Source organism: Wenyingzhuangia sp. (assembly GCF_039768515.1).
In the GTDB taxonomy this organism is placed as follows: Bacteria; Bacteroidota; Bacteroidia; order Flavobacteriales; family Flavobacteriaceae; genus Wenyingzhuangia.
Genome location: NZ_JBDNAI010000047.1, coordinates 1 through 22,460, shown reverse-complemented (window position 1 = coordinate 22,460; position 22,460 = coordinate 1). Strand labels below are relative to the sequence as shown.

Genomic DNA, 22,460 nt, shown 5'->3' with positions numbered 1-22,460 from the left:
TTTCTTGTTGATACTCCTGATCCTCTTTTTCTAAAGAGGTTAGTATTGGTGTTTCTAAAGAGGCTCGTTTTTCTTTCAACGAACTTGTGTATATTTTTTGTGCAATGGCTTTAAACACTGGTGCAGCAACAGTAGCACCGTAATACCCCATTCTCTTATTGGGTTTATTAACAACTACTATGCATGAATATTTTGGGTTTTCTGCTGGAAAAAAACCAACGAATGAAGAAATATACTTCGTGTTTCCAGTCCAGTATTCCGTTTGGCAAGTTCCCGTTTTTCCAGCCATAGAAAAACTTGGCGAGTAGAGCTTTTCAGCCGTACCACGAACAACAACATTTTTTAAAATATGCTGTAGTTTGTCGATCACTTCTTTTGACGCAATTTTATCATTGAGTACCTCTGATTCAAAAACCTTCTCTACTTCCCCCTCATTTCTTAATTCTTTTATGAATCTCGGCTTGACCATGATCCCATTATTAGCAATCGCGTTATAAAAGGTCAACAACTGAAGCGGTGTAACTTTAACACCATAACCCCAAGCCATCCAGGCCAAAGACAAACCATTCCAACTCTTTGGATCTCCTTTTTTTACATACTTTGGATTTGGAATAAAAGGCTGTCCTTCCCCCTTAATCGGTACCCCTATTTTTTTTCCGAAGCCTAGCTTATGAATTCCGTCTACGAACTGTTGAGGATTTGACTTATAAGCATCCATCACCATCTTAGCAATCCCTACATTAGAGGAGACCTCAATAGCTCTGGCTAGAGAGATTTTTCCATACCCTCCTCTATGAGAATCAACGATACTTCTTCCATAAACTTTTATTCTACCTTTTTCGGTATCGATAATGTTTCCAGTATCTACCTTTTTATCTTCTAAACCCACTAGTAAACTAGCTAACTTGAACGTGGACCCAGGCTCTTGTGCTTCATAAATAGCATAATTCCTTTTTTCAAAATAATCACCGTTAGGATACTTCCCAAGGTTGACTATGGCTTTTACTTCTCCAGTTTTTGTCTCCATAACCATGGCACAACCGTGATCCGCTTCAAAAGTCTCTAATTGCTCTAACAATGCAGTATGGACCACATCTTGAATATTTACATCAATAGTTGTGACCACATCACTACCGTCTTTAGGCTCTCTCTCATTTGTGTCGTTGATAGGCTTCCATTGCCCTTTGGCTATTTTTTGTTGTTTTCTTAAGCCATGGTGTTCTTTTAAATAATTGATATAAGCACCCTCTATACCAACATTTCCTCTGTAGTCTGAATACCCAACTGTTCTTACCGCTAAATCCCCTAGAGGTCTTGCTCTTACATTTTTTTGTTCTGTAATCAGTCCACCCTTATATGGTCCTAGTTTTAAAATTGGAAAGGTTTTTAGTCTAGCGTAATCAATGTAACCTATATTTCTAGTCAGTAATAAATACCTGTTTTTTTTTCTTTTTGCATTCCGCAGATAATTCCTGTAATATGAAGATGGCCTATTAAACATAACAGACAGAGAGTCTGACAAGGCGTTAATCTTATTTTCAAAAAGCTTATTTTCGATGGTAACCATATCTAACCTAACAGTATATTTGGACATGGTAGTTGCTAAAAGGTTTCCATCAGTAGCGTATATATTTCCTCTGTTTGCGAAAATAGTATCCGTTTTGATTGTGCGCCTAATAGACATTTTACTGTAGTATTCTCCTTGGAATGATTGAATGTAACCCACTCGAACAATCAAGACGACAAAAAATAGAGCTAGTATCAACACCAGCCATCCCAATCTGTCTATTATGTTTTTCTTTGTGGTACTCAATTTTTTCTATTTTTGTTTTTTTACTACGATTTTTATGGGAGGTTCCTTTGACGATTTCAACCCTTCAGGCTCAACTTGATTTCGGACTGTAGATTCTAATTTCAAATGAACAACTTTGGTTGCACTATCAATATACTCTGCTTTCAAAGCTCTTATTTCTTTGTTGAGGACTGCTATTTTAATTATTTTTTCATCTGTCTTGTGAGCACATGTAATCATTACAATGGACATTCCTAAAATCACAAAAATGAGCTTCCAACTTTTTACCGCACTGCTGTTAATTAAAAAATCTCCTTTTAAAACACTTGAAAAAAACTCACCAACTCCCATGACTAACTTTTTAACTTAGCAATTCTCAACTTGGCACTTCTGGCTCTGTTGTTCATTTTGACCTCCTCCTTTGTGGGTAAAACTAAGCCACCAACTTTTTGCAAGGGAACACTAAAGTTTCCATAAAAATCTTTTTCCGGCTCCCCTTCAAATTTCCCCTTCTGAATAAATCTTTTCACCAATCTATCTTCTAAAGAATGATACGAAATCACACTCAACCTCCCTTCTTCTTTCAAAAGGTTTGGAATCTGAATCAAAAACTCTTTTAACACCTCTAATTCTTGATTTACCTCTATTCTCAAGGCTTGAAAAATTTGTGCTAGAATTTTATGCGCTTTTGCCTTAGGTAAAAAAGAAATCAGTATTTCCTTCAACTGAAAACTAGTCTCAATTTTATTTTTTTCACGACTATCGACAATGACTTTAGCCATAGCTCTTCCATTCCTCAATTCCCCATACTGAAAAAGAATATTTGCAATATCTTCTTGGCTGTAATGGTTGATAATATGAGCCGCGCTTACTTCTGACTTTTGATCCATTCGCATATCCAAACGTGAATCAAAACGTGTAGAAAAGCCTCTTTCAGCTTGATCAAACTGATGAGAAGAAACCCCAAAATCACCCAAGATTCCATCTACTTTCCTAACCCCATAGAACCTCAAAAACCTTTCTATGTATCTAAAATTTTGCGGGATCAATTTAAACCGATCATCTTGCAAATCATTTTCATGCGCATCAGGATCTTGATCAAAGGCAAACAACCTACCTTCTTCTCCCAACTGTGATAGTATCTCCTTAGAATGTCCGCCTCCTCCGAAAGTAACATCTACATAAACACCGTCTGACTTAATAGCCAAAGCTTCAACACTCTCTTTTAACAAGACAGGTTTATGATAGCTCATCTTCTCCATTATTTAAACCACCCATTACTTGTTCTGCCAATTCAGCAAAACCTCCTATTGCTCCATCAATAGCTTCTTCATACAATTTTTTGTCCCAAATCTCGATGATCGATACAGCTGAAGACAGCACAACATCTTTTGATATTTTAGAATATGCCAATAAATCTTTTGGCAGCAACAACCTTCCAGAAGCATCCAACTCTATATTTTTAACTCCTGCAGTAAAAAGCCTAATAAAATCATTGTTTTTTTTCACAAACCTGTTCAGTTTCCCTACCTGCCCCATGACTTTGTTCCACTCAGACATTGGGTACAGTTCTAGGCAGGGCTGAAAAACGGAACGTTTTAAAACAAAACCCTCATGCAAAACACCTTCTATCTGTTTCTTCAAGGCAGCCGAGAGCATCACACGCCCTTTGGCATCTGTTCTACATTCATAAGTACCGATGATTGACTTCATTACTACACTTTAACTTTTCAAAAATATAAAATATTTTACCACTTTTTACCACTTTACCCCACATTGTTAATAAGTTTTACCTCAACTACGGAAAATGCTTACATTTTAAATATCAATATGTTAAGATCTATAGCCTGTAAGTGAGGGCTATATTTATGAATAGATAGTTTTTTATCAAAAAAAGTTTACATTTGCAACCAAACTAAGCCTAGAGAATAAGTATGGATTATAACGTTAAGACAGAAGGAGAGTTTAAATATATTGAAGCCGGTGAAGGAAGAACAATTGTTGTTCTCCATGGATTAATGGGAACTCTTGATGATTTCGCAGGAGTTGTCGAGCACTTTTCAAAAAACGGATACAAAGTACTAGTTCCTGAATTGCCGATTTATACTTTACCTATTATCAAAACCAACATAAAAAACTTAGCAAAATTTGTTAAGAAATTTATGGAGTATAAGAACGTTTCTAAATCTGTAATCATTGGGAATTCTGCTGGAGGACATGTATCTCTTTACATCACGAAAGCTTTCCCTCACTTAGTCGATTCTCTAGTTTTGACAGGAAGCTCTGGTTTGTACGAAAAAGCGATGGGAGATACTTATCCCAAAAGAGGAGATTACGAATATATCAAAGCAAAGACCGAAGCTGTTTTTTACGATCCAAAAACAGCTACAAAAAAAATGGTAGACAACTTGTTTGAAGCTGTGAATGACAGAAATCGTGTGATCAGAATCCTAGCCATGGCTAAGAGTGCTATTCGCCATAACATGTCAAATGATCTACCTGAAATGAAAATTCCAGTATGCTTAGTTTGGGGTAAACAAGACGATGTAACCCCACCAGAAGTAGCAGAAGAATTTGATAGACTCTTGCCAAATTCAGAATTGTTTTGGATTGATAAATGTGGGCACGCACCTATGATGGAGCATCCAGGTTTGTTTAACGACATTGTAGCGGGTTGGTTTGACAAACACAACATTAAATAATGCAAATTAAATCTGCTGAATTTGTCATCAGCAATTCAGAAGTTTCGAAATGTCCTTCTGATAACATCCCTGAATACGCTTTTATTGGGAGGTCTAATGTTGGTAAATCTTCTTTAATCAATATGATTACTGGAAGAAACAAATTAGCAAAGACATCGGGTACTCCAGGAAAAACACAACTGATCAATCACTTTAAAATCAACAAGAACTGGTTTTTAGTCGACTTGCCTGGGTACGGATATGCAAGAGTTTCCAAAACAACTAAGAAAGAATTTCAAAGTTTTATCACTGATTATTTCAAGCAACGCAGGGCACTCATCTGCACATTCGTGCTTATAGACTCTAGACACTCTCCGCAAAAAATAGATGTAGCTTTTATGGAGTTTTTAGCAGAAAACGAAATTCCTTTTGCTATCATCTTTACAAAAACAGATAAGCTAAAACCTAAGGCAATTGCACAAAATATTGCTAAATATGAAGCTGAGATGCTCAAAGATAAATTTGAATATTTTCCTAAATATTTCACTTCATCATCTACTAATAAAAATGGGAAAGAAGAAATTTTAAACTTTATAAACAGCATCAATAAAGATTTTAACTCCGGTAGCTTATAAATTTCTCCCCCATGTACTCTACCAAAAGCAACTTACAAATTCTTTTTGAAGACAACCACATTATTGTGATCAACAAACGATCTGGAGATATTTCTCAAGGAGACAAAACAGGAGACAAACCTCTGAGCGATGTTGTAAAAGAATACATCAAAGACAAAGAGAATAAACCTGGGAATGTGTTTCTGGGTGTGGTACACCGATTGGATAGACCCACGTCAGGAATCGTTATTTTTGCAAAAACTTCTAAAGCCTTGGAACGTTTAAACAAACAATTACGAGATAAAAAAATCATAAAAACATATTGGGCTGTCGTCAATAAAACCGAAATCCCCGACAAACAAAGCCTAATTCATTTTTTAGTTAAAAATCCTAAAAACAACAAATCTAGAATTTGTAATGAGAATACCCAAGGAGCAAAAAAAGCAATCTTGCATTATAAAATCCTCAAGAAACTAGAAAACTTTCAACTACTTGAAGTCGAACTAGAAACGGGAAGACATCATCAAATCAGAGTACAACTTTCAACACTCAACTGTTATATCAAGGGTGATTTAAAATACGGCGCTAAAAGAAGCAACAAAGATGGCAGTATCCATTTGCATGCTCGCAAAATAACATTTACACATCCTGTCAAGAAAGAACCTATATCGTTGGTCGCCACTACTCCTAAGGATACCCTTTGGAAAAGTTGCGAATGCTAGATAAAAAAAAGAGTTTCAATAAAAATTGAAACTCTTTTTTTATCTAATCTTTTACGAACAATACTCGTCATATGCTCCTGACAAGTTTGCTGCAATGGCTTCTGCCGAATGTCCTTCAATGTGATGACGTTCTAACATGTGAATCAATTGCCCATCTTTAAACAAAGCCACCGCTGGAGAAGATGGTGGAAAAGGGATCATAAACTCACGCGCCTTCTGAACCGCTGGTCCATCTACTCCAGCGAACACTGTCCCAACACTTGTTGGTAATTTTGCATTTTGCAAAGAAGCGATTACTCCTGGCCTTGCGGTCCCTGCCGCACAACCACAAACTGAATTGACGATGACTAAAGCAGTACCTTCTTTTGCTAAAAACGTTTCTACTGCTTCTGGAGTTTTTAATGGTTCTACTCCTGACTGTACTAATTGAGCCTCCATTGGAGCTGTTAATTCTTGTGGATACATATTTATACTTTTTTAATTTTTTTTCAAAATGATCTTAAAATGATAAAACCTACAGGCAAATTTAAACAATAAATATTCCAAAACCTTAAGGAGTGACATTTTATCAAATACAAACATACATAGTCACATTTAAGCTTCAATACTGACAATTCTTCCGAATATGATTAAGGCAAGATTATTGTTCATTGAAAACTGATCATCATAACGTTAAATTAAGCATAAAAAAATGAGAAAATTTGCAAGTTGGATAGGAGCAGGAATCGGTTGGGCTGCCGGAGGACCTATTGGAGCAGCACTGGGTTATTTGATAGGGACTGCTCTCAAAGGGGCAGCTTCAGATTATTCTGAATTCCAAGCCGACAACATTAAGAATAGCTCTACTCAAGCCGGAGATTTTGAAATCAGTTTGCTTTTTTTAGCGGCAGTCGTCATCAAATCAGACGGTAAAATTTTACAAAAAGAACTGGATTACGTTCGTCAGTATTTTGTTCAGATGTATGGAAAACAAAGAGCTAACAACGCGTTTAAACTCTTCAAAGGGATCGTCAACGACACTTCACTTTCTACTCAAGAAGTATGTTATCAGATCAGAAATCACATGACAATCGAATCTCGTGTACAACTGATCCATTTTTTGTTTTCAATTGCAAAGTCAGACGGACATATCGCCAAAATAGAGTTAGAAACAATCCAAGATATCAGCAATTATTTACTTGTGAGTCAAACTAGTTTTGATGCACTCAAAGCTATGTTTTATAACCACACTGAATCTGCTTATCAGATTTTAGAGGTTTCTAAATCGGATGACAATGACCGTATAAAAAAATCCTACAGAAGGCTGGTTAAACTTCACCACCCAGATAAACTATCCCACTTAGGGAAAGAGCATCTAAAAGGTGCTCAAGAAAAATTCCTAAAAATTCAACAAGCCTATGAAACTCTAAAAAAAGAAAGAGGCTTTTGATACTTTTCTATCAATAAGCACCAATAAAAACCCCTATTGTTATTCATCAATTAAAACCGTAATTTCGCAGACCAAATTGAATACCCAAAAAAATGAGTGCAAATTTTAAAGAACACAAAGGATTAAGTTTAACCAACATTGCATCAGATACGCTTAAGTTTTGGAAAGAAAATAATATCTTCCAAAAAAGTATAGAAGCCAGAGAAGGTAATGAGCCTTATGTTTTTTTTGAGGGTCCTCCTTCTGCAAACGGATTACCAGGAATTCACCATGTTTTAGGGAGAACCATCAAAGATGTTTACCCACGATTCAAAACCATGAAAGGCTTTAAAGTGCAACGAAAAGCTGGTTGGGACACTCACGGATTACCCGTAGAATTAGGGGTTGAAAAGGAACTGGGTATCACTAAAGAAGATATTGGATCTAAAATATCTATAGAAGACTATAACATTGCTTGTAAAAAAGCAGTGATGAAATATACTGATATTTGGAATGATTTGACAGAACGCATTGGGTATTGGGTTGATATGGATGACCCTTATATCACCTACAAACCTAAGTATATGGAGTCCGTTTGGTGGTTGCTTGGCCAGATTTATAAGAAAGATTTGATCTACAAGGGATATACCATTCAGCCTTATTCGCCAAAAGCAGGGACAGGTCTGAGTTCTCATGAAATTAACCAACCCGGAGCTTATCAAGAAGTTACAGACACTACTGTTGTTGCTCAATTTAGGGCAATTAAAAAAACACTCCCCAAAAGTTTACAAAATTTACCAGAAGTTCATTTATTAGCATGGACTACTACTCCATGGACTCTACCTAGCAATACTGCTTTAACCGTGGGCCCTAAAATCGAATACGTTCTGGTAAAATCATTTAATCAATACACATTCGAGCCCATCCAGGTCATTCTTGCGAAAAACTTAGTTGGAAAACAATTTGGGAAAAAATTTATTGAAGTCTCTAGCCAAGAGGAATTATCAAATTACCAAAAGGGAGACAAAAAAATTCCTTTCTTATCTGATGAATCTTTCCTAGGAAAGGAACTTGAAGGAATTCAATATGAGCAATTATTACCTTGGGCACTACCGTTTGAAAAAGCAGAAAATGCTTTTAGAGTAATTACAGGCGATTTTGTAACCACAGAAGATGGTACCGGTATTGTACATACCGCTCCAACTTTTGGTGCAGACGATGCTTTTGTCGCTAAAAATGCATCCCCTGAAGTACCACCAATGTTAGTACTTGACGAAAATGACAACCCTGTACCTCTAGTAGATCTTCAAGGTAAATTTACCAAACACGTAATTCCACATGCAGGGAAGTATGTAAAAAACGAATATTACCAAGAGGGAGAAGCTCCTGAAAAATCTATTGATATAGAAATCGCTATTCAACTAAAAGAAGAAAACAAAGCATTTAATGTAGAAAAATACAAACACAGCTATCCACACTGTTGGAGAACTGACAAACCTGTTTTATACTATCCTTTGGACTCTTGGTTTATCAAGATCACAGAGGTAAAGGAACGTATGTTTGAATTGAATGAAACCATCAATTGGAAACCGGAATCTACGGGAACAGGTCGCTTTGGAAATTGGCTAAAAAACGCAAATGACTGGAACTTATCTCGTTCTCGCTATTGGGGAATTCCATTGCCTATATGGAGAACAGAGGATGGAACAGAAGAAATACTGATTAGCTCTGTCGCTGAATTAAAGTCAGAAATCGAAAAAGCTAGAGCCGCTGGAATTAAAAATCCTGAAAGCTTTGATGCTTTCGAAATCGGAAATCAATCTGAGGAAAACTATAATACGATTGATTTGCATAAAAATGTAGTGGACGCAATTACTTTGGTTTCTCCTAATGGGCAACCAATGAAAAGAGAAGAAGATCTAATTGATGTATGGTTTGACTCTGGTGCGATGCCCTATGCCCAACAGCATTATCCTTTTGAGAACAAAGAGTTAATTGATCGTCGTGAATTTTACCCTGCGGATTTTATCGCAGAAGGAGTAGACCAAACTCGAGGATGGTTTTATACTTTGCACGCAATCAGCACAATGGTATTTGATAATGTGGCCTACAAAAATGTAGTTTCTAACGGGCTGGTTTTAGACAAACATGGCAAAAAGATGTCAAAACGTTTAGGAAACGGAATAAACCCTTTTAAGACCATGGATCAATATGGCCCCGATGCTACCCGCTGGTATATGATTTCCAACGCAAACCCATGGGACAATTTAAAGTTTGATTTGGAAGGTGTTGATGAAGTGAGACGTAAATTCTTTGGAACCCTATATAACACGTATTCTTTCTTTACTTTGTACGCAAATATTGATGGGTTTAACTTCTCAGAAGAGGAAATAAAGCTAGAAGATAGGCCAGAAATTGACCGATGGATTTTATCTGAACTCAATACTTTGATTTTAAAAACTGAACAGTTTTACAATAAATATGAAGCGACCAAAGCGACCCGAGAGATTCAGAACTTTGTAACTGAAAACTTATCTAATTGGTTTGTAAGGTTGAGTAGGAGACGATTCTGGAAGGGAGAATATGGTAACGATAAAATATCAGCATATCAAACCCTTTATACCTGTATGCTTACGATAGCGAAATTGGGAGCGCCTGTAGCACCATTCTTTATGGATAATTTGTATAAAGATTTAACCACAGCGACACAGACTGAAACTCATGAATCGGTTCATTTGTCTGAATTCCCTAAAGTAAACTCAGAAGCCATTGACAAAGTCTTAGAGCGTAAAATGCAAAAAGCACAACAAATATCATCAATGGTACTTTCTCTTCGTAAAAAAGAAATGATAAAGGTTAGACAGCCCTTACAAAAAATTATGATTCCTGTCCTAGACGAGCAACAAAGAACAGATATTTTGGCTGTACAAGATTTAATATTATCGGAAGTAAATGTAAAAGAGATCAACTTACTTGATGATGCGTCTGGAATATTAGTGAAAAACATCAAACCTAATTTTAAAGTTTTAGGTCCACGCTTTGGAAAACAAATGAGATTTATTGGTGAAGAAATTAAAAAATTTACACAAGATGATATTTCAAAACTAGAACAAGACGGAAAAATCAAAGTTAAAGTTGAAGAAAATTTAGTAGATTTAAAGTTGAAAGAAGTTGAAATTAGCTCTCAAGATATTGATGGTTGGCTAGTTGTAAATCAAGGAGGGCTGACTGTTGCTCTAGATGTTGTGATTTCCGAAGAATTAAAAAACGAAGGGATTGCAAGAGAACTGATCAATAGAGTGCAAAATTTGAGAAAAGATTCTGGCCTGGAAGTAACAGATAAAATCAAACTATCTATACTAAAGAACGAGTTGCTAGAAGAAGCAATCACCACAAATGAAGAATACATCATGAACGAAACCCTCACCAGCCAATTGGTTTTTGTAAACGAATTAAGTGAAGGCTTAGAGATAGAATTCGACGAAATAAAAAGTAAAATATTAATTCATAAAATTTAAACCATTATGACTACACCAAACGAAAAATCAGTCTATAATGACAAAGATTTAGCAGAGTTTAAAGAAATCATTTTAAACAAAATTGAACGTGCTAAAAAGGATTTAGAGATCCTACAAAGCTCATACAAAAACGGAAGTTCAAACAACACTGATGACACTTCCCCACAGTTTAAAGCTTTTGAAGAAGGCTCTGAGACCATGTCCAAGGAAGCAAACGTGCAACTAGCAATACGTCAAGAAAAGTTTCTTCGTGATTTGAAAAATGCTCTGTCTCGTATCGAAAATAAAACTTATGGTGTCTGCCGTGCAACTGGTAAATTAATCAGGAAAGAACGCTTAAGACTTGTACCTCACGCTACTTTAAGCATTGATGCTAAAAATGCAGGAAACAAATAGTTAATTGAGAGTTTATTTTTAAATCATAACACGACAAGTGTTTATGATGGCTATTTTAAACTTTTGTTTTTCCCATATATATGAATACAAAAAAATCTATACTGTTGATTATCATTGTTTTATTGATAGATCAAATTAGTAAAATATACATCAAGACAAACTTTATTTTAAATGAAGAGATTTATGTTTTTGATTGGTTTAGAATCCACTTTATAGAAAATAACGGAGCGGCTTGGGGAACTGAAATTGGAGGTAGAACTGGGAAATTGATTTTAACTTTATTCAGACTGATAGCCATTATAGGAATTGGGTACTGGCTGCACAAAAGCATCAAAGATAAAGCACATAATTTATTAATCGTTTCAATCTCACTAATCTTTTGTGGTGCTTTGGGAAACATTATCGACTCTGTTTTTTATGGCGCACTTTTTACTGAATCTTACGGACAAATGTCAGTTTTCAATACCAACCAAGCTTATGGCTCTGTCTTCCATGGCAAAGTAGTTGACATGCTCTATTTTCCTATTTGGCATGGTGTTTTACCCTCTTGGCTACCTGGGATTGGTGGAAAATATTTTACATTTTTTAATGCCATCTTTAATGTTGCAGATAGCGCTATTTCGATAGGAGTTTTGATTTTATTGGTTTTTGGTAAAAAAGTTTTTCCTAAAAACTAATTTTAACGTTTTTTTAACTTGGCTTTATAAATCTGTTTATTTATTAATCGTAATATTGCAATATAAAAATACAATGTTATGGGATTAGTCAAAACCGAAATATTTACGGATGAACAAAATACAATTGCTCTTTTTGCAAAAGTATTTGGTCACCCTGCTAGAGTTGCTATTTTGCAACACCTATTTAAGCTAAACAGCTGTATTTGTGGAGATTTAGTTCTTGAAATTGGACTGGCCCAACCTACAATATCACAACACCTTAAAGAATTAAAAAACTTAGGCTTGATCAAAGGAAACATATCAGGAACAAGTGTATGTTATTGTATAAACGATGAAAATTGGTCTAAAATGAAAGACACTATGTATTTGTTTCTAAATCAAGATACTGCTAAGACAAATTGTTGCTGAAATTTACCTCCGTTTACCTCTTAAAAAATAATCTCAAAATAATGAATACAAAATCAAATGTATTAGATAAAATAGAACAAACGATTGTAGACTTGAAGCCCTTAAATATTTCCCTAGATCGCAAAAAAGTACTACTCCCTCTTGTAAAATACATCCAAACAAAAGTCAATTCAAAAGAGGAAATTCATCTTAACTTTATTTGTACTCATAACTCTAGAAGGAGTCACTTTTCTCAAATATGGGCACAAATTGCTAGCTTTTATTTTAACATACAAAATGTGTTTTGCTACTCTGGAGGAACTGAAGAGACAGCCTTATATCCAAAAGTAATTGAAACTTTAGAAAACAGTGGCCTCCAAATTGACAAAATAACAGACAACCACAATCCTGTTTATAACATCAAGTATGCAGAAAGTGAGCATCCAATTATTGGATATTCAAAGAAGTATAATGACACTTTAAATCCAAAAAAAATGTTTGCAGCGATCATGACTTGTGAACAAGCAGACAAAGGATGCCCAATAGTTGTTGGAGCCGAAAAAAGAATCCCTCTTACTTTTGAAGATCCCAAAGTTTTTGACCACACATCACAACAAACTGAAAAATACAACGAAAGAAATTTACAAATAGCAACCGAGATGATTTATATATTCTCACAAATAAAATCTTAAATGTCAAAATCAAAACAATTGAGTTTTTTAAATAAAAACCTAACGCTGTGGATATTTATAGCTATGGGTATTGGTGTTGGAATTGGTGTTTTATTTCCAAATTTTCCTAAAACGATAAACGCTATGAGTAGTGGCACAACAAATATCCCTATTGCCATTGGGTTAATTTTGATGATGTATCCACCTCTAGCTAAGGTTAATTATTCATTACTACCTAAAATATTTAGTGATGTTAAAATTCTTTCTCTATCCTTGGTTCTCAACTGGGTTATAGGTCCTATTTTAATGTTTCTACTTGCCATAACTTTTTTAAGTGACTACCCCGAATACATGGTCGGACTTATTTTAATTGGCTTAGCACGGTGTATTGCTATGGTATTGGTATGGAATGACCTCGCTGATGGAAATAGTGAATACGGAGCAGGTTTGGTCGCTCTAAACAGTATTTTTCAAGTATTTGCTTATAGTTTTTACGCTTGGTTATTCATCACTGTACTCCCTCCCATTTTTGGATTTGAGGGTGCCATCATAGACCTTTCCATAAAAACTATTGCAGAAAGCGTTGCCATCTATTTAGGAATTCCTTTTGTTTTCGGGATTGCAAGTAGATTCCTTTTTGTAAAAGTCAAAGGAGAAGAATGGTATACTACAAAATTTATTCCTTCTACAGCACCTCTAACCTTAATCGCACTGTTATTTACTATTGTGATCATGTTTTCTCTAAAAGGTAAGTTGATCATTGAAATCCCACTTGATATTTTGATCATTGCCATTCCTTTGTTGATCTACTTTACCTTGATGTTCTTCATCGGTTTCTTTTTCACAAAAGCTAATGGTGCCGAATATGATAAGACTACCTCTGTTGCATTTACTGCTGCAGGGAATAATTTTGAATTGGCCATTGCCGTAGCTATTGGTGTTTTTGGATTAAACTCTGGCCAAGCATTTGCAGGTGTTATTGGTCCGTTAGTGGAGGTTCCAGCATTAATAGTGCTGGTTAAAATATCTTTTTGGCTGAAAAAAAAATATTTTACAAAAGAGACCCCCTAAACCTCACTATCGTAAGAAAAATAGGAGCATTAAAAAACAGGAGTACTAACTCCTCTTTTTTAATGCTATAAAATGTAATAATGGTTTATTTGGTTTTGTTTAACCAAATACCCATGTTCACTTCTGCGTCAATTATTGATTTTAAATCTGCTATTGCTACCCGTTTTTGTTCCATGGTATCTCGATGACGGATGGTCACCATTTTATCATCTTTCGTTTCATAATCTACAGCAATACAAAATGGGGTCCCATTAGCATCTTGTCGACGATACCTGCGCCCAATAGCATCCTTTTCATCATAAGCTACGTTGAAATCAAACTTTAATTGATCAAATATTTCTTTTGCTATTTCGGGTAATCCATCTTTTTTAACCAAAGGTAAAATAGCTGCTTTTATTGGCGCTACCACAGAAGGTAGTTTTAACACAGTTCTTTGACTACCATCTTCTAGTGTTTCTTCTTGTAAAGCACTAGAAAATACTGCTAAGAACAATCGGTCCAAACCAACAGAAGTCTCTACAACATATGGTGTGTAGTTTTCATTGATTTCATTATCAAAATACTGGATTTTCTTTCCCGAAAATTCTTGATGAGCCTTCAAATCAAAATCTGTTCTGGAGTGTATTCCTTCTAATTCTTTAAATCCGAAGGGAAACTTAAATTCGATGTCCGCTGCTGCATCAGCATAATGAGCCAACTTATCGTGATCGTGAAAACGGTAATTATCAACACCTAATCCTAATGAAATATGCCATTTTAGTCGAGAAGTTTTCCAGGTCTCATACCATTCTTTTTGAGTACCAGGACGAACAAAAAATTGCATTTCCATTTGTTCAAATTCACGTTGACGGAAAATAAACTGTCGAGCTACAATCTCATTTCGGAACGCTTTCCCTGTTTGTGCAATTCCAAAAGGAATTTTCATTCTTCCTGTTTTTTGCACATTTAAAAAATTAACAAAAATACCCTGAGCTGTTTCTGGTCGTAAATACAAATCCGTAGCATGTTCTGCAGAAGCACCTAGTTTGGTTCCAAACATCAAATTGAACTGTTTTACATCGGTCCAGTTTTTTGACCCTGACAAAGGGCAGGCAATCCCCAATTCCTCTATCAAAGATTTTACATCCGCTAAATCTTCTTGCTCCAAAGATTTACCCATTCTTGCCAAAATATCAGCTCCTTTTGCCTTGTAGCCAAGAACTCTCGGATTTGTTTCTAAAAACTGTACCTTATCAAAAGCATCTCCAAAACGCTTTGCCGCCTTTTTTACTTCTTTTTCAATTTTATCATCGTATTTGGCAACGTAATCTTCTATCAAAACATCTGCTCGATATCTTTTTTTAGAATCTTTGTTGTCTATCAATGGATCATTAAAAGCATCTACGTGACCCGAAGCTTTCCAAGTAGTAGGGTGCATAAAAATTGAGGCATCTAATCCTACAATATTGTCGTGCATTTGTACCATCGCTTTCCACCAGTAGTCGCGCAAATTTTTCTTTAACTCTACTCCGTTTTGTGCATAATCATAAACTGCACTTAACCCATCATAAATCTCACTAGACTGAAATACGTATCCGTATTCTTTTGCATGTGAAATCACATTTTTAAACTGATCTTCTTGTTTTGCCATTACGCAAAAATATAAAAGCTTTTGGTATAATAATTACTCCGTTCTAAAAACTCTATGTTTTATTTAAAAAACACCTAAAAAATTAGTTTTCAAAATAAATCTTTCTTTTGCTAATAACCCATCTAGACTATAAAACTCAATGGTATATGATCCTTTACTCAGAGCAGCATCTTTTAAAGATATTTGATGTGTCACACGCATCGTCTCTCCATTTGAGACAAGTCTAGTTCCATCTGTATACTTTTTTAAGATTTTTCCGTGAAAAAATTCTCCTGTGGGTTTAACCAAATCCTCCTTGGAATTTTTTATTACATAAAACACATCTAATGCTTCATTTGCTAACAGTCTATTGTTTATTATCGAAAATTGAACCTTAATCGCATCTACTTTTTTGTATCGATTGGTTTTTTTTAATCTGCCAGATTTTTTTTCTCTGACTCCATAGACCTCTACTTGCGAAATAATAAATTTTGTGGCCTTCGCTAATTTTGAAGTGATTTTTTCACTCTTTAATCTTTCAATGTTTAGTTCTGATTTCACTACCGCAATGGCTACCCTAAGACTATCGTTGGAAGATCTAATAGAATCTAAACGGTCAAACAATAATTTATTATTTGTTTTCAAACCTTGAAGAGAATCTCTCATCACATGAAAGATTCTAAAACTTTGCTCTTTGGTCTGATGGAGTTTGTTTTTTAAATGTTCTAATTTTTTTTTCGATTTTTCTAGGTCAACTCTTATTTCTTTGAGTTTTTTGTTTGTTTGATTAAAATCTTTGGTAATGGCTATATTTTGTTCTTGTTTATGATTTAAATTCTGAAGAGCTAAAGCAAAATCATCCTCTAAAGATTTTTTTTCTTCTAAAACCTCTTGTTTAAATAGGCTGTTCTCATTGGTTATCTTGTACTGATAAACCAAAAGTCCAGCCATAGCTATCCCTAAAAGTGTTATGATTGTATTTTTCATAGAACATAAATTTAATTAAATATAACTTTTTTAAAATAATTCTTTATTTTTAAATTAAAAGTCATGACACTTGCAAAAGATTTAAGAGACTTATTCGTTCCTAACAGATGCCTACACTGTAAGTGTATCATCCCAAATCAGCGGCTATTTTTATGTCTTCCTTGTGATCATCAACTTGAATTCACTTCTCATTTTGAAGAACACAACAATCCACTAGAAAAAATATTCTATGGCAAAGTGGATGTCTCCAGTGCTGCTTCGCTATATTTTTATCACAAAAAGACTCCGATACAAACCCTCATAAAATCACTAAAATACTTCGACCTACAAACTTTTGGGGAATTTTCCGGAAAATCTGTTCTTAATGAACTTAAAAAAACCAAGCGATTTAAGGATATCGATATCGTGATTCCAGTTCCTTTACATCCAAAAAAAGAAAAAGAAAGAGGATATAACCAAGTAGAAGTCTTTGCCAAAGTAATTGCAGAGAATATAAAAGCAAAATACCTAAAGGATGCATTGATAAAAATAAAATACAGCAAATCTCAAACAAGTCTGAATCAAGAAGATCGGAATAGTAACGTTTCCAATTTATTTACTGCTAACCCGCAATATAATTTTAACCAAAAACATGTTTTAATCGTGGACGATATATTGACAACTGGTGCAACTATGATTTCTTGTATAAAAGCAATCAAAGCATTAAACAATGTTAATATATCCCTCATTACCATTGCTTATGCAATCTAAATAATGACAAAAAACTGTTTATTTGTAATGATGAAACATCTGAGAATTATTTTCATGTCTTTTTGGGTAATGCTGCAATGGAATTGTGCTAGGATAGGCAGTCCAACTGGCGGACCAACTGATAGTATACCCCCAGTAATGGCTATTGCAAAACCCACAAACAAAACAAGTAATTTTAAGGCTAAAAAAGTTGAAATTCTATTTGACGAGTATATTAAATTTAAAAACTTAAACACTCAGCTCATCATATCTCCCCCTATGGAGACTAGGCCAATCATAAAACCTGAAATTGGTGTTTCTAAAAAAATAAGCATCAAATTTTTGGATACTCTAAAACCAAACACTACCTACACTATCAATTTTGGAAACAGCATCATTGACAATAACGAAGGAAATGAGCTAGGTAAATTTTCATATGTATTCAGTACCGGATCTTTTGTTGATTCATTAAGTCTTAGTGGAAAAGTTTTAGATCCTTTGCAAGTTGACAAAGAGATTGAAAACATAAGCATATTGGCTTACAAAAATGCCAATGACACACTTGTGGGCTGCTATACTCCTGATTATTTAACCAACACCTTAGATAGCAACGCATATACCCTAGAAAATCTATCCGAATCAAATTATAAAATCATAGCATTAGAAGACAAAAACAACAATTATGTCTATGACAAAGGACAGGAAAGGATTGGTTTTCTAAATGAAGATATTCAGTTAAAAGAAACAGATTCAATTGATCATTTCATACTGTTTAAGGAGCCAAAAGACAACAAAGTACTTAGGCCAACACAAACAAATGGAAATGTAATTATCATAGGCTATCAAGGAAAAGATCTCCCAGAAGTATCAGCTACCGGGCTGGAGAAGAAAAACTATTTGGTTACAAAACCCACCTCAAAAGACACGCTTTACTTTTGGTTCAAAAAAAAACCTACAGACTCCATTTACCTGAACATTAAGCAAGACACCATGAATTATGATTTTGCAAGAATACCTAGAGACTTAAAAATAGATTCTTTGACCCTCAACACAAACAATGGAGGAATACTTCATCCTAATGACTCCATCATACTGTCTAGTAATAATCCTATCGAATTAATAAACAAAGACAGTATCGTTTTACTAGAACAAGATTCTATACCTATTGCTTTTACTTTGATAAATAAAATAAACAAACACCAAATTTTTATTGACTTTCAAAGAAAAATTAACAAAAACTACTCTTTAATCTTAAAAGAGTTAGCTTTTACAGATATTTTGAACACGACATCTAAAAAAAAGATCATTAAAGTAAAAACAATTGATCCTGAAGAATATGGAGAAATTATAATTGGTATCACAAACCCTAACAATCTAAAATTATTAGTTGAGATCTCTAACAATTTATTTCTTAGTAAGACGGTTACTGTAATCGAAAAATCCCAAGATGTAAATTTTAAACATCTTACTCCCGGAGAATATCAAATACGAATAATTAAAGACCTCAACAAAAACAGTGTATTTGACAATGGTAATTTTACATTAAAAACCCAACCAGAGCCTGTGTATAATTTTGAAAAAAAAATCAAACTACGAGCAAACTACCTCATCAATGAAACGATTGACATAACAAAAATCTTTTAAGTTTTTTTCATACTTTAGAGGTCTGATTCATTATTAAAGCATGTTGAAAAAATTATTTTTACTTTTTGGGATAGTCTTGTTACTTTCAACCAAAAGTAACGCACAAAGATATTTCAATCATGTCTACCGACATGAAATTGGCGTCAACATAGGTGTCTCCAATTTCAATTCTGACTTTGCACCCAAAAGTATTTTATTCGGAAGCACAACCATTAACGGACTGTCGATTGAAGCAACTCATTATTTACAACTTGTCCAACAAAATTATAGACCAAATTCATTACTGAGGAAACTCATTTTGAAAACGAATCTAGGCGTGAATTTTTCTTCGTTTAACAATAATTCTTACGATACAAAAAACGCTAAACTTCAAGACCCTCCCAGGTATACTTACGCCACTACACCTAACAAGGTTTTACTCGGTAAACTAACTTCTAAGACAACAATAATAAGCTTAGAAAGCGAGTTACAATACTATTTAAAAGATATGGCAAGGTTTCTGAACAAACGCATAAGACACCGGTATAAAAATAGCACAAACCCTTTTGTAGCAGTGGGATTTGGAATACACTCTGTACAAGCTACACCAGAATACAACCCTGGGCAAGAAGCTTTTACAAATAATGCAGGAGGTAATAATGGATATCCTGACAATTATAACTCTAGTTTTTTTAAAGAAACAAATGATGCTGTAATTTCTACTCATTTGGGTTTTGGTGCAAGACACAAGTTGGAGTCTAATTTTGACTTGATCGCACAGATGAATGTAAAATACTATTTCTCTGACTGGATTGATGGGGTAAATCCCATGTTGGAAGGCAACCGATCGAATGATTTTAATTCTACAATAAGTGTTGGTCTTATCTATTCTTTATATTAAAATCCATATTATTTTAAATAAAAAATAAAAAAATAATCAAAAAATTATTGATTTAAATATATTTAACCCCTTAAATTTGTACTTTAGCAAAAAAATATCCCATTTAAGATTTTAAATATGCAGAATTCCATTCGACTCTTCATTTTTATATTGCTTGGTACCTTTGACCTTTATTCACAATCTTTCACCAGCAATAATATAGAATACATCATAACAGATACGCTAGCACGAACGGCAACCATAACAAATTATACAGGAACCGACACAAATCTTATTCTCAAAGACACCATAGATTATCAAAAAAACTCATACACTGTAACTAATATTGGAAATAGTGCTTTTGCAGCTAAAGGACTGACTAGTGTAACGTTGCCCGCCAAACTTGAATATATTGAACCTAAAGCTTTCTATCAGAATAATGATTTATCAGAAGTAACTTGCGCTCATACAGTCCCATTTGTCTTGCATGATGTATTTGAGCACAGGGAGAATATAGTGTTGAACATTCCTACAGGTTTAACAAGTGATTATTATGCGTACCGCTGGGGTGGATTCAAAAGTATAAATGAAGCAGGAGGAAAATCGTACCCAAAACAGAATAAACTCATCACCACGACACATGAAATAGGAGCTAGCATTGGGCTCTCGAATTTCAATTCAGATTTTGCGCCAAAATATATCTTACACGAATTTATTACTATCAATGGGGCAACACTCAGTGCTGCTCATTATCTTGGAATTAAACTAAGAGGGTATGAAAATAATCAAATACTTAAAAACTTGATATTAAAAACTAATTTCTCTCTTAACTATTCTTTTTTTAATAATTACTCATATGGTACTAAAAACGCTAAAATAGAAAACCCACCTCTTTACACCATTGACAATACCCCAAACAAGGTATTACTGGGTAAGTTAACCTCTAAAACACTATTGCTAAGTATGGATAACGAACTCCAATTTTATCTAAAGGACGTAATCAAATGCATGGCTAAAAGTAACAAAGAAATTAACCTAAATCCATATGTTGCGCTTGGTTTTGGGGTGCATTATGTAAAGAGTAGCCCCGTTTACAACCCAGGAAAAAGGGCTTTTAATAATAATGCTGGTGGAAATAATGGATACCCCGACAATTACAAATCAAGTTTCATTGCAAAAACAAACGCTATTGTTCTATCTGCAAACTGTGCCATGGGTACTAGGTATAAAATATCTTCTAACATGAATTTGATCGCTCAACTAGGAATCAAATACTATTTATCGGATTGGATGGACGGTGTAAACCCTAATCTGACTAGTAACAAATCCAACGACTTTAACTCTATTGCTAGCATAGGTCTTGTGTATAAGTTGTTTCAGAAAAAACCAAGCAAGGATTGACTAAATTAGTTTCCTCAAAGCTAAAACAACCCCTAAATGAATTCCTTCGTGAAAATTATTAAACGCTATTGCTTTATCTATTCCGTCTAAAGTCACATCTACACTTGTCGTGTATTCAGTATATTTGACAAAAACACCCTTCTCATAATCTGACTTCAATTTTTCCGGCAATGATAAAAACAATGTTTTAATCTGATCCCATTCTTCCTGTGCTATGTTATAATTCTCTGGATAGGTTCCTTTTGCATATCTGTCAATCATTTCCTGTGACAAAACAGTAGGCAAACCTGATAATTTATAACACAACAACTGCTGAGTCACAACCAAATGTGCTACATTCCATCCTATATTATTATTAAACCCTTTTGGAATTGAATTGATTTGTGATAAAGTATAGTTGCTGATTAGTTTTAAAACTAAAACTCTTCCTTTTTGTAAAACATCTATCTGCTTTGCAATGTCCATAATTTCTATTTTTATACATTTGACAGCAACAAAGATAGCTGACACCATAGACTTATGAAAAAAATATACTACCTAAAAACTTGCGATACTTGTAAAAAAATCATGAAACAATTACATCTTGAAGGTTTTGAAATTCAAGAAATCAAAAATAACCCTGTAACAAAAGAGCAACTACATAAGATGTACGAACTTAGCCATTCTTACGAAGCCTTATTTAACAAAAGAGCTAAACTATATAAAGATCAAGGTTTAAAAGACAAGAACCTAAGTGAGAGTGACTTCAAAAATTTAATTTTGAAGCAATATACGTTTCTAAAGAGGCCTGTTGCCATTGTAGACGATGAAATATTCATTGGGAATGGCAAAAAAACTATTGCTCAGTTGGTAGAAAAAACCAATTTTTAGCAACAAAGGAATACAAAAGGTAAAATGTAATTTTATGGGCTTCTCCCTAAACGTATTCTTGGTTAGTCCTAAATAAAATAGCCTCTGAATGATTAACTATTTTTTATGATGTAATTTCTATTTGCACTTTGTACCCCTCATTCGCTCTAACATTAAAAACTTTCCCGTCTTCAAAAATCAAATATTGAGCTTTTATTCCTTTTAAGACCCCCTCATAAAAAGGGTCCTTATCTAGATTCAAACTCCCTACCTTTTCTGGATATTTTTCAACTGGATATTTTAATTTTAAAATATGATCATCTCCTACATAGTATTGTTTTGTCTCCTCTGGCAAATACGGTTTTAACTCCTGTTTGATTTTGACTAAATCTTGCTGCTCCACATTATTCTTCAACATTTTCTGCCAACTTGTTTTGTCACTCAC

General features: G+C 34.3%; 24 protein-coding genes. 15 read left to right on the top strand and 9 right to left on the bottom strand.

Annotated elements, in window-relative coordinates:
• The 4 genes from ABF281_RS03105 to ABF281_RS03090 form a co-directional block, all read right to left on the bottom strand.
• Positions 1–1,813: penicillin-binding protein 2 (locus tag ABF281_RS03105; RefSeq protein ID WP_347180238.1), on the bottom strand; the 1,813-nt coding region annotated here is incomplete at its 3' end.
• Positions 1,814–1,819: 6 nt separating this feature from the next.
• The gene (locus ABF281_RS03100) at positions 1,820–2,143 is read right to left on the bottom strand and encodes an FtsL-like putative cell division protein (protein WP_347180237.1); all 324 of its coding nucleotides are present in this window, start codon (positions 2,141–2,143) and stop codon (positions 1,820–1,822) included.
• A gap of 2 nt (positions 2,144–2,145) precedes the next feature.
• The gene (rsmH, locus tag ABF281_RS03095) at positions 2,146–3,045 is read right to left on the bottom strand and encodes a 16S rRNA (cytosine(1402)-N(4))-methyltransferase RsmH (RefSeq protein WP_347180236.1); all 900 of its coding nucleotides are present in this window, start codon (positions 3,043–3,045) and stop codon (positions 2,146–2,148) included.
• Complete coding sequence (locus ABF281_RS03090) at positions 3,032–3,505, bottom strand: division/cell wall cluster transcriptional repressor MraZ (RefSeq protein ID WP_347180235.1); 474 nt, start codon at positions 3,503–3,505, stop codon at positions 3,032–3,034. The genes rsmH and ABF281_RS03090 overlap by 14 nt, the downstream gene beginning before the upstream one ends.
• A 221-nt stretch (positions 3,506–3,726) precedes the next feature.
• Between ABF281_RS03090 and ABF281_RS03085 the strand changes: the two genes are divergently transcribed.
• From ABF281_RS03085 to ABF281_RS03075, 3 genes are read left to right on the top strand one after another with little or no spacing between them, the layout of a single operon-like run.
• Complete coding sequence (locus ABF281_RS03085; RefSeq protein WP_347180234.1) at positions 3,727–4,494, top strand: alpha/beta hydrolase; 768 nt, start codon at positions 3,727–3,729, stop codon at positions 4,492–4,494.
• Positions 4,494–5,108, top strand: coding sequence for a ribosome biogenesis GTP-binding protein YihA/YsxC (gene yihA, locus ABF281_RS03080; protein ID WP_347180233.1), 615 nt, complete (start codon positions 4,494–4,496; stop codon positions 5,106–5,108). The genes ABF281_RS03085 and yihA overlap by 1 nt, the downstream gene beginning before the upstream one ends.
• Before the next feature lie 11 nt (positions 5,109–5,119).
• Positions 5,120–5,809 (top strand): RNA pseudouridine synthase, encoded by a 690-nt coding sequence (locus ABF281_RS03075; protein ID WP_347180232.1) that lies wholly within the window; start codon positions 5,120–5,122, stop codon positions 5,807–5,809.
• A gap of 51 nt (positions 5,810–5,860) precedes the next feature.
• Here the strand turns inward: ABF281_RS03075 and ABF281_RS03070 are convergent, their stop codons facing one another.
• The gene (locus tag ABF281_RS03070) at positions 5,861–6,274 is read right to left on the bottom strand and encodes a BrxA/BrxB family bacilliredoxin (protein ID WP_347180231.1); all 414 of its coding nucleotides are present in this window, start codon (positions 6,272–6,274) and stop codon (positions 5,861–5,863) included.
• 226 nt (positions 6,275–6,500) lie between these two features.
• Here ABF281_RS03070 and ABF281_RS03065 point away from each other — a divergent pair, with 226 nt between their 5' ends.
• From ABF281_RS03065 to arsB, 7 genes are all read left to right on the top strand, one after another.
• Positions 6,501–7,238: a TerB family tellurite resistance protein gene (locus ABF281_RS03065; protein WP_347180230.1), complete on the top strand. Its 738-nt coding sequence runs from the start codon at positions 6,501–6,503 to the stop codon at positions 7,236–7,238.
• Positions 7,239–7,330: 92 nt separating this feature from the next.
• Positions 7,331–10,735 (top strand): isoleucine--tRNA ligase, encoded by a 3,405-nt coding sequence (gene ileS, locus ABF281_RS03060; RefSeq protein ID WP_347180229.1) that lies wholly within the window; start codon positions 7,331–7,333, stop codon positions 10,733–10,735.
• A 6-nt stretch (positions 10,736–10,741) separates the two neighbouring features.
• The gene (locus ABF281_RS03055; protein ID WP_347180228.1) at positions 10,742–11,131 is read left to right on the top strand and encodes a TraR/DksA C4-type zinc finger protein; all 390 of its coding nucleotides are present in this window, start codon (positions 10,742–10,744) and stop codon (positions 11,129–11,131) included.
• 80 nt (positions 11,132–11,211) lie between these two features.
• Positions 11,212–11,808 carry a lipoprotein signal peptidase gene (locus tag ABF281_RS03050; RefSeq protein ID WP_347180227.1) on the top strand — a complete coding sequence of 199 codons (597 nt, stop codon included), beginning with the start codon at positions 11,212–11,214 and terminating at the stop codon, positions 11,806–11,808.
• A gap of 78 nt (positions 11,809–11,886) precedes the next feature.
• Positions 11,887–12,216, top strand: coding sequence for a metalloregulator ArsR/SmtB family transcription factor (locus tag ABF281_RS03045; RefSeq protein WP_347180226.1), 330 nt, complete (start codon positions 11,887–11,889; stop codon positions 12,214–12,216).
• Positions 12,217–12,257: 41 nt separating this feature from the next.
• On the top strand, positions 12,258–12,887 hold the full coding sequence (locus tag ABF281_RS03040; protein ID WP_347180225.1) for a protein-tyrosine-phosphatase: 630 nt from the start codon (positions 12,258–12,260) through the stop codon (positions 12,885–12,887).
• Positions 12,888–13,937, top strand: coding sequence for an ACR3 family arsenite efflux transporter (gene arsB, locus ABF281_RS03035; protein WP_347180224.1), 1,050 nt, complete (start codon positions 12,888–12,890; stop codon positions 13,935–13,937).
• Positions 13,938–14,022: 85 nt separating this feature from the next.
• On the opposite strand, the gene ABF281_RS03030 is transcribed toward arsB, so the two are convergent.
• Together ABF281_RS03030 and ABF281_RS03025 are read right to left on the bottom strand one after the other, a co-directional pair.
• Positions 14,023–15,567, bottom strand: coding sequence for a glycine--tRNA ligase (locus tag ABF281_RS03030; RefSeq protein WP_347180223.1), 1,545 nt, complete (start codon positions 15,565–15,567; stop codon positions 14,023–14,025).
• Positions 15,568–15,630: 63 nt separating this feature from the next.
• Positions 15,631–16,533: a hypothetical protein gene (locus ABF281_RS03025; RefSeq protein WP_347180222.1), complete on the bottom strand. Its 903-nt coding sequence runs from the start codon at positions 16,531–16,533 to the stop codon at positions 15,631–15,633.
• Between the two features lie 63 nt (positions 16,534–16,596).
• Between ABF281_RS03025 and ABF281_RS03020 the strand changes: the two genes are divergently transcribed.
• The 4 genes from ABF281_RS03020 (at position 16,597) to ABF281_RS03005 (ending at position 21,166) form a co-directional block, all read left to right on the top strand.
• Complete coding sequence (locus ABF281_RS03020) at positions 16,597–17,283, top strand: phosphoribosyltransferase family protein (protein ID WP_347180221.1); 687 nt, start codon at positions 16,597–16,599, stop codon at positions 17,281–17,283.
• A 27-nt stretch (positions 17,284–17,310) separates the two neighbouring features.
• Entirely contained in the window at positions 17,311–18,906 is a 1,596-nt protein-coding gene (locus ABF281_RS03015) for an Ig-like domain-containing protein (protein ID WP_347180220.1), read from the top strand.
• Positions 18,907–18,946: 40 nt separating this feature from the next.
• Positions 18,947–19,786: a hypothetical protein gene (locus ABF281_RS03010; RefSeq protein ID WP_347180219.1), complete on the top strand. Its 840-nt coding sequence runs from the start codon at positions 18,947–18,949 to the stop codon at positions 19,784–19,786.
• Positions 19,787–19,903: 117 nt separating this feature from the next.
• Complete coding sequence (locus ABF281_RS03005) at positions 19,904–21,166, top strand: leucine-rich repeat protein (protein WP_347180218.1); 1,263 nt, start codon at positions 19,904–19,906, stop codon at positions 21,164–21,166.
• Here the strand turns inward: ABF281_RS03005 and ABF281_RS03000 are convergent, their stop codons facing one another.
• Positions 21,167–21,631, bottom strand: a complete 465-nt coding sequence (locus ABF281_RS03000) for a DinB family protein (RefSeq protein ID WP_347180217.1) — start codon at positions 21,629–21,631, stop codon at positions 21,167–21,169.
• A gap of 54 nt (positions 21,632–21,685) precedes the next feature.
• Here ABF281_RS03000 and ABF281_RS02995 point away from each other — a divergent pair, with 54 nt between their 5' ends.
• Positions 21,686–22,036, top strand: a complete 351-nt coding sequence (locus tag ABF281_RS02995) for an ArsC/Spx/MgsR family protein (protein WP_347180216.1) — start codon at positions 21,686–21,688, stop codon at positions 22,034–22,036.
• 103 nt (positions 22,037–22,139) lie between these two features.
• Here the strand turns inward: ABF281_RS02995 and ABF281_RS02990 are convergent.
• Positions 22,140–22,460: DUF2797 domain-containing protein (locus ABF281_RS02990; protein WP_347180215.1), on the bottom strand; the 321-nt coding region annotated here is incomplete at its 5' end.

Coding starts and splice junctions, on each gene's coding strand:
- ABF281_RS03100 (WP_347180237.1), bottom strand. CDS start 2,143: ATGGGAGTTGGTGAGTTTTTTTCAAGTGTTTTAAAAGGAGATTTTTTA.
- ABF281_RS03030 (WP_347180223.1), bottom strand. CDS start 15,567: ATGGCAAAACAAGAAGATCAGTTTAAAAATGTGATTTCACATGCAAAA.
- ABF281_RS03085 (WP_347180234.1), top strand. CDS start 3,727: ATGGATTATAACGTTAAGACAGAAGGAGAGTTTAAATATATTGAAGCC.
- ABF281_RS03090 (WP_347180235.1), bottom strand. CDS start 3,505: ATGAAGTCAATCATCGGTACTTATGAATGTAGAACAGATGCCAAAGGG.
- ABF281_RS03000 (WP_347180217.1), bottom strand. CDS start 21,631: ATGGACATTGCAAAGCAGATAGATGTTTTACAAAAAGGAAGAGTTTTA.
- ABF281_RS03055 (WP_347180228.1), top strand. CDS start 10,742: ATGACTACACCAAACGAAAAATCAGTCTATAATGACAAAGATTTAGCA.
- ABF281_RS03070 (WP_347180231.1), bottom strand. CDS start 6,274: ATGTATCCACAAGAATTAACAGCTCCAATGGAGGCTCAATTAGTACAG.
- ABF281_RS03015 (WP_347180220.1), top strand. CDS start 17,311: ATGATGAAACATCTGAGAATTATTTTCATGTCTTTTTGGGTAATGCTG.
- ABF281_RS03075 (WP_347180232.1), top strand. CDS start 5,120: ATGTACTCTACCAAAAGCAACTTACAAATTCTTTTTGAAGACAACCAC.
- ABF281_RS03020 (WP_347180221.1), top strand. CDS start 16,597: ATGACACTTGCAAAAGATTTAAGAGACTTATTCGTTCCTAACAGATGC.
- ABF281_RS03005 (WP_347180218.1), top strand. CDS start 19,904: ATGCAGAATTCCATTCGACTCTTCATTTTTATATTGCTTGGTACCTTT.
- ABF281_RS03010 (WP_347180219.1), top strand. CDS start 18,947: ATGTTGAAAAAATTATTTTTACTTTTTGGGATAGTCTTGTTACTTTCA.
- arsB (WP_347180224.1), top strand. CDS start 12,888: ATGTCAAAATCAAAACAATTGAGTTTTTTAAATAAAAACCTAACGCTG.
- ABF281_RS03065 (WP_347180230.1), top strand. CDS start 6,501: ATGAGAAAATTTGCAAGTTGGATAGGAGCAGGAATCGGTTGGGCTGCC.
- ABF281_RS03025 (WP_347180222.1), bottom strand. CDS start 16,533: ATGAAAAATACAATCATAACACTTTTAGGGATAGCTATGGCTGGACTT.
- ABF281_RS02995 (WP_347180216.1), top strand. CDS start 21,686: ATGAAAAAAATATACTACCTAAAAACTTGCGATACTTGTAAAAAAATC.
- ileS (WP_347180229.1), top strand. CDS start 7,331: ATGAGTGCAAATTTTAAAGAACACAAAGGATTAAGTTTAACCAACATT.
- ABF281_RS03050 (WP_347180227.1), top strand. CDS start 11,212: ATGAATACAAAAAAATCTATACTGTTGATTATCATTGTTTTATTGATA.
- ABF281_RS03045 (WP_347180226.1), top strand. CDS start 11,887: ATGGGATTAGTCAAAACCGAAATATTTACGGATGAACAAAATACAATT.
- ABF281_RS03040 (WP_347180225.1), top strand. CDS start 12,258: ATGAATACAAAATCAAATGTATTAGATAAAATAGAACAAACGATTGTA.
- rsmH (WP_347180236.1), bottom strand. CDS start 3,045: ATGAGCTATCATAAACCTGTCTTGTTAAAAGAGAGTGTTGAAGCTTTG.
- yihA (WP_347180233.1), top strand. CDS start 4,494: ATGCAAATTAAATCTGCTGAATTTGTCATCAGCAATTCAGAAGTTTCG.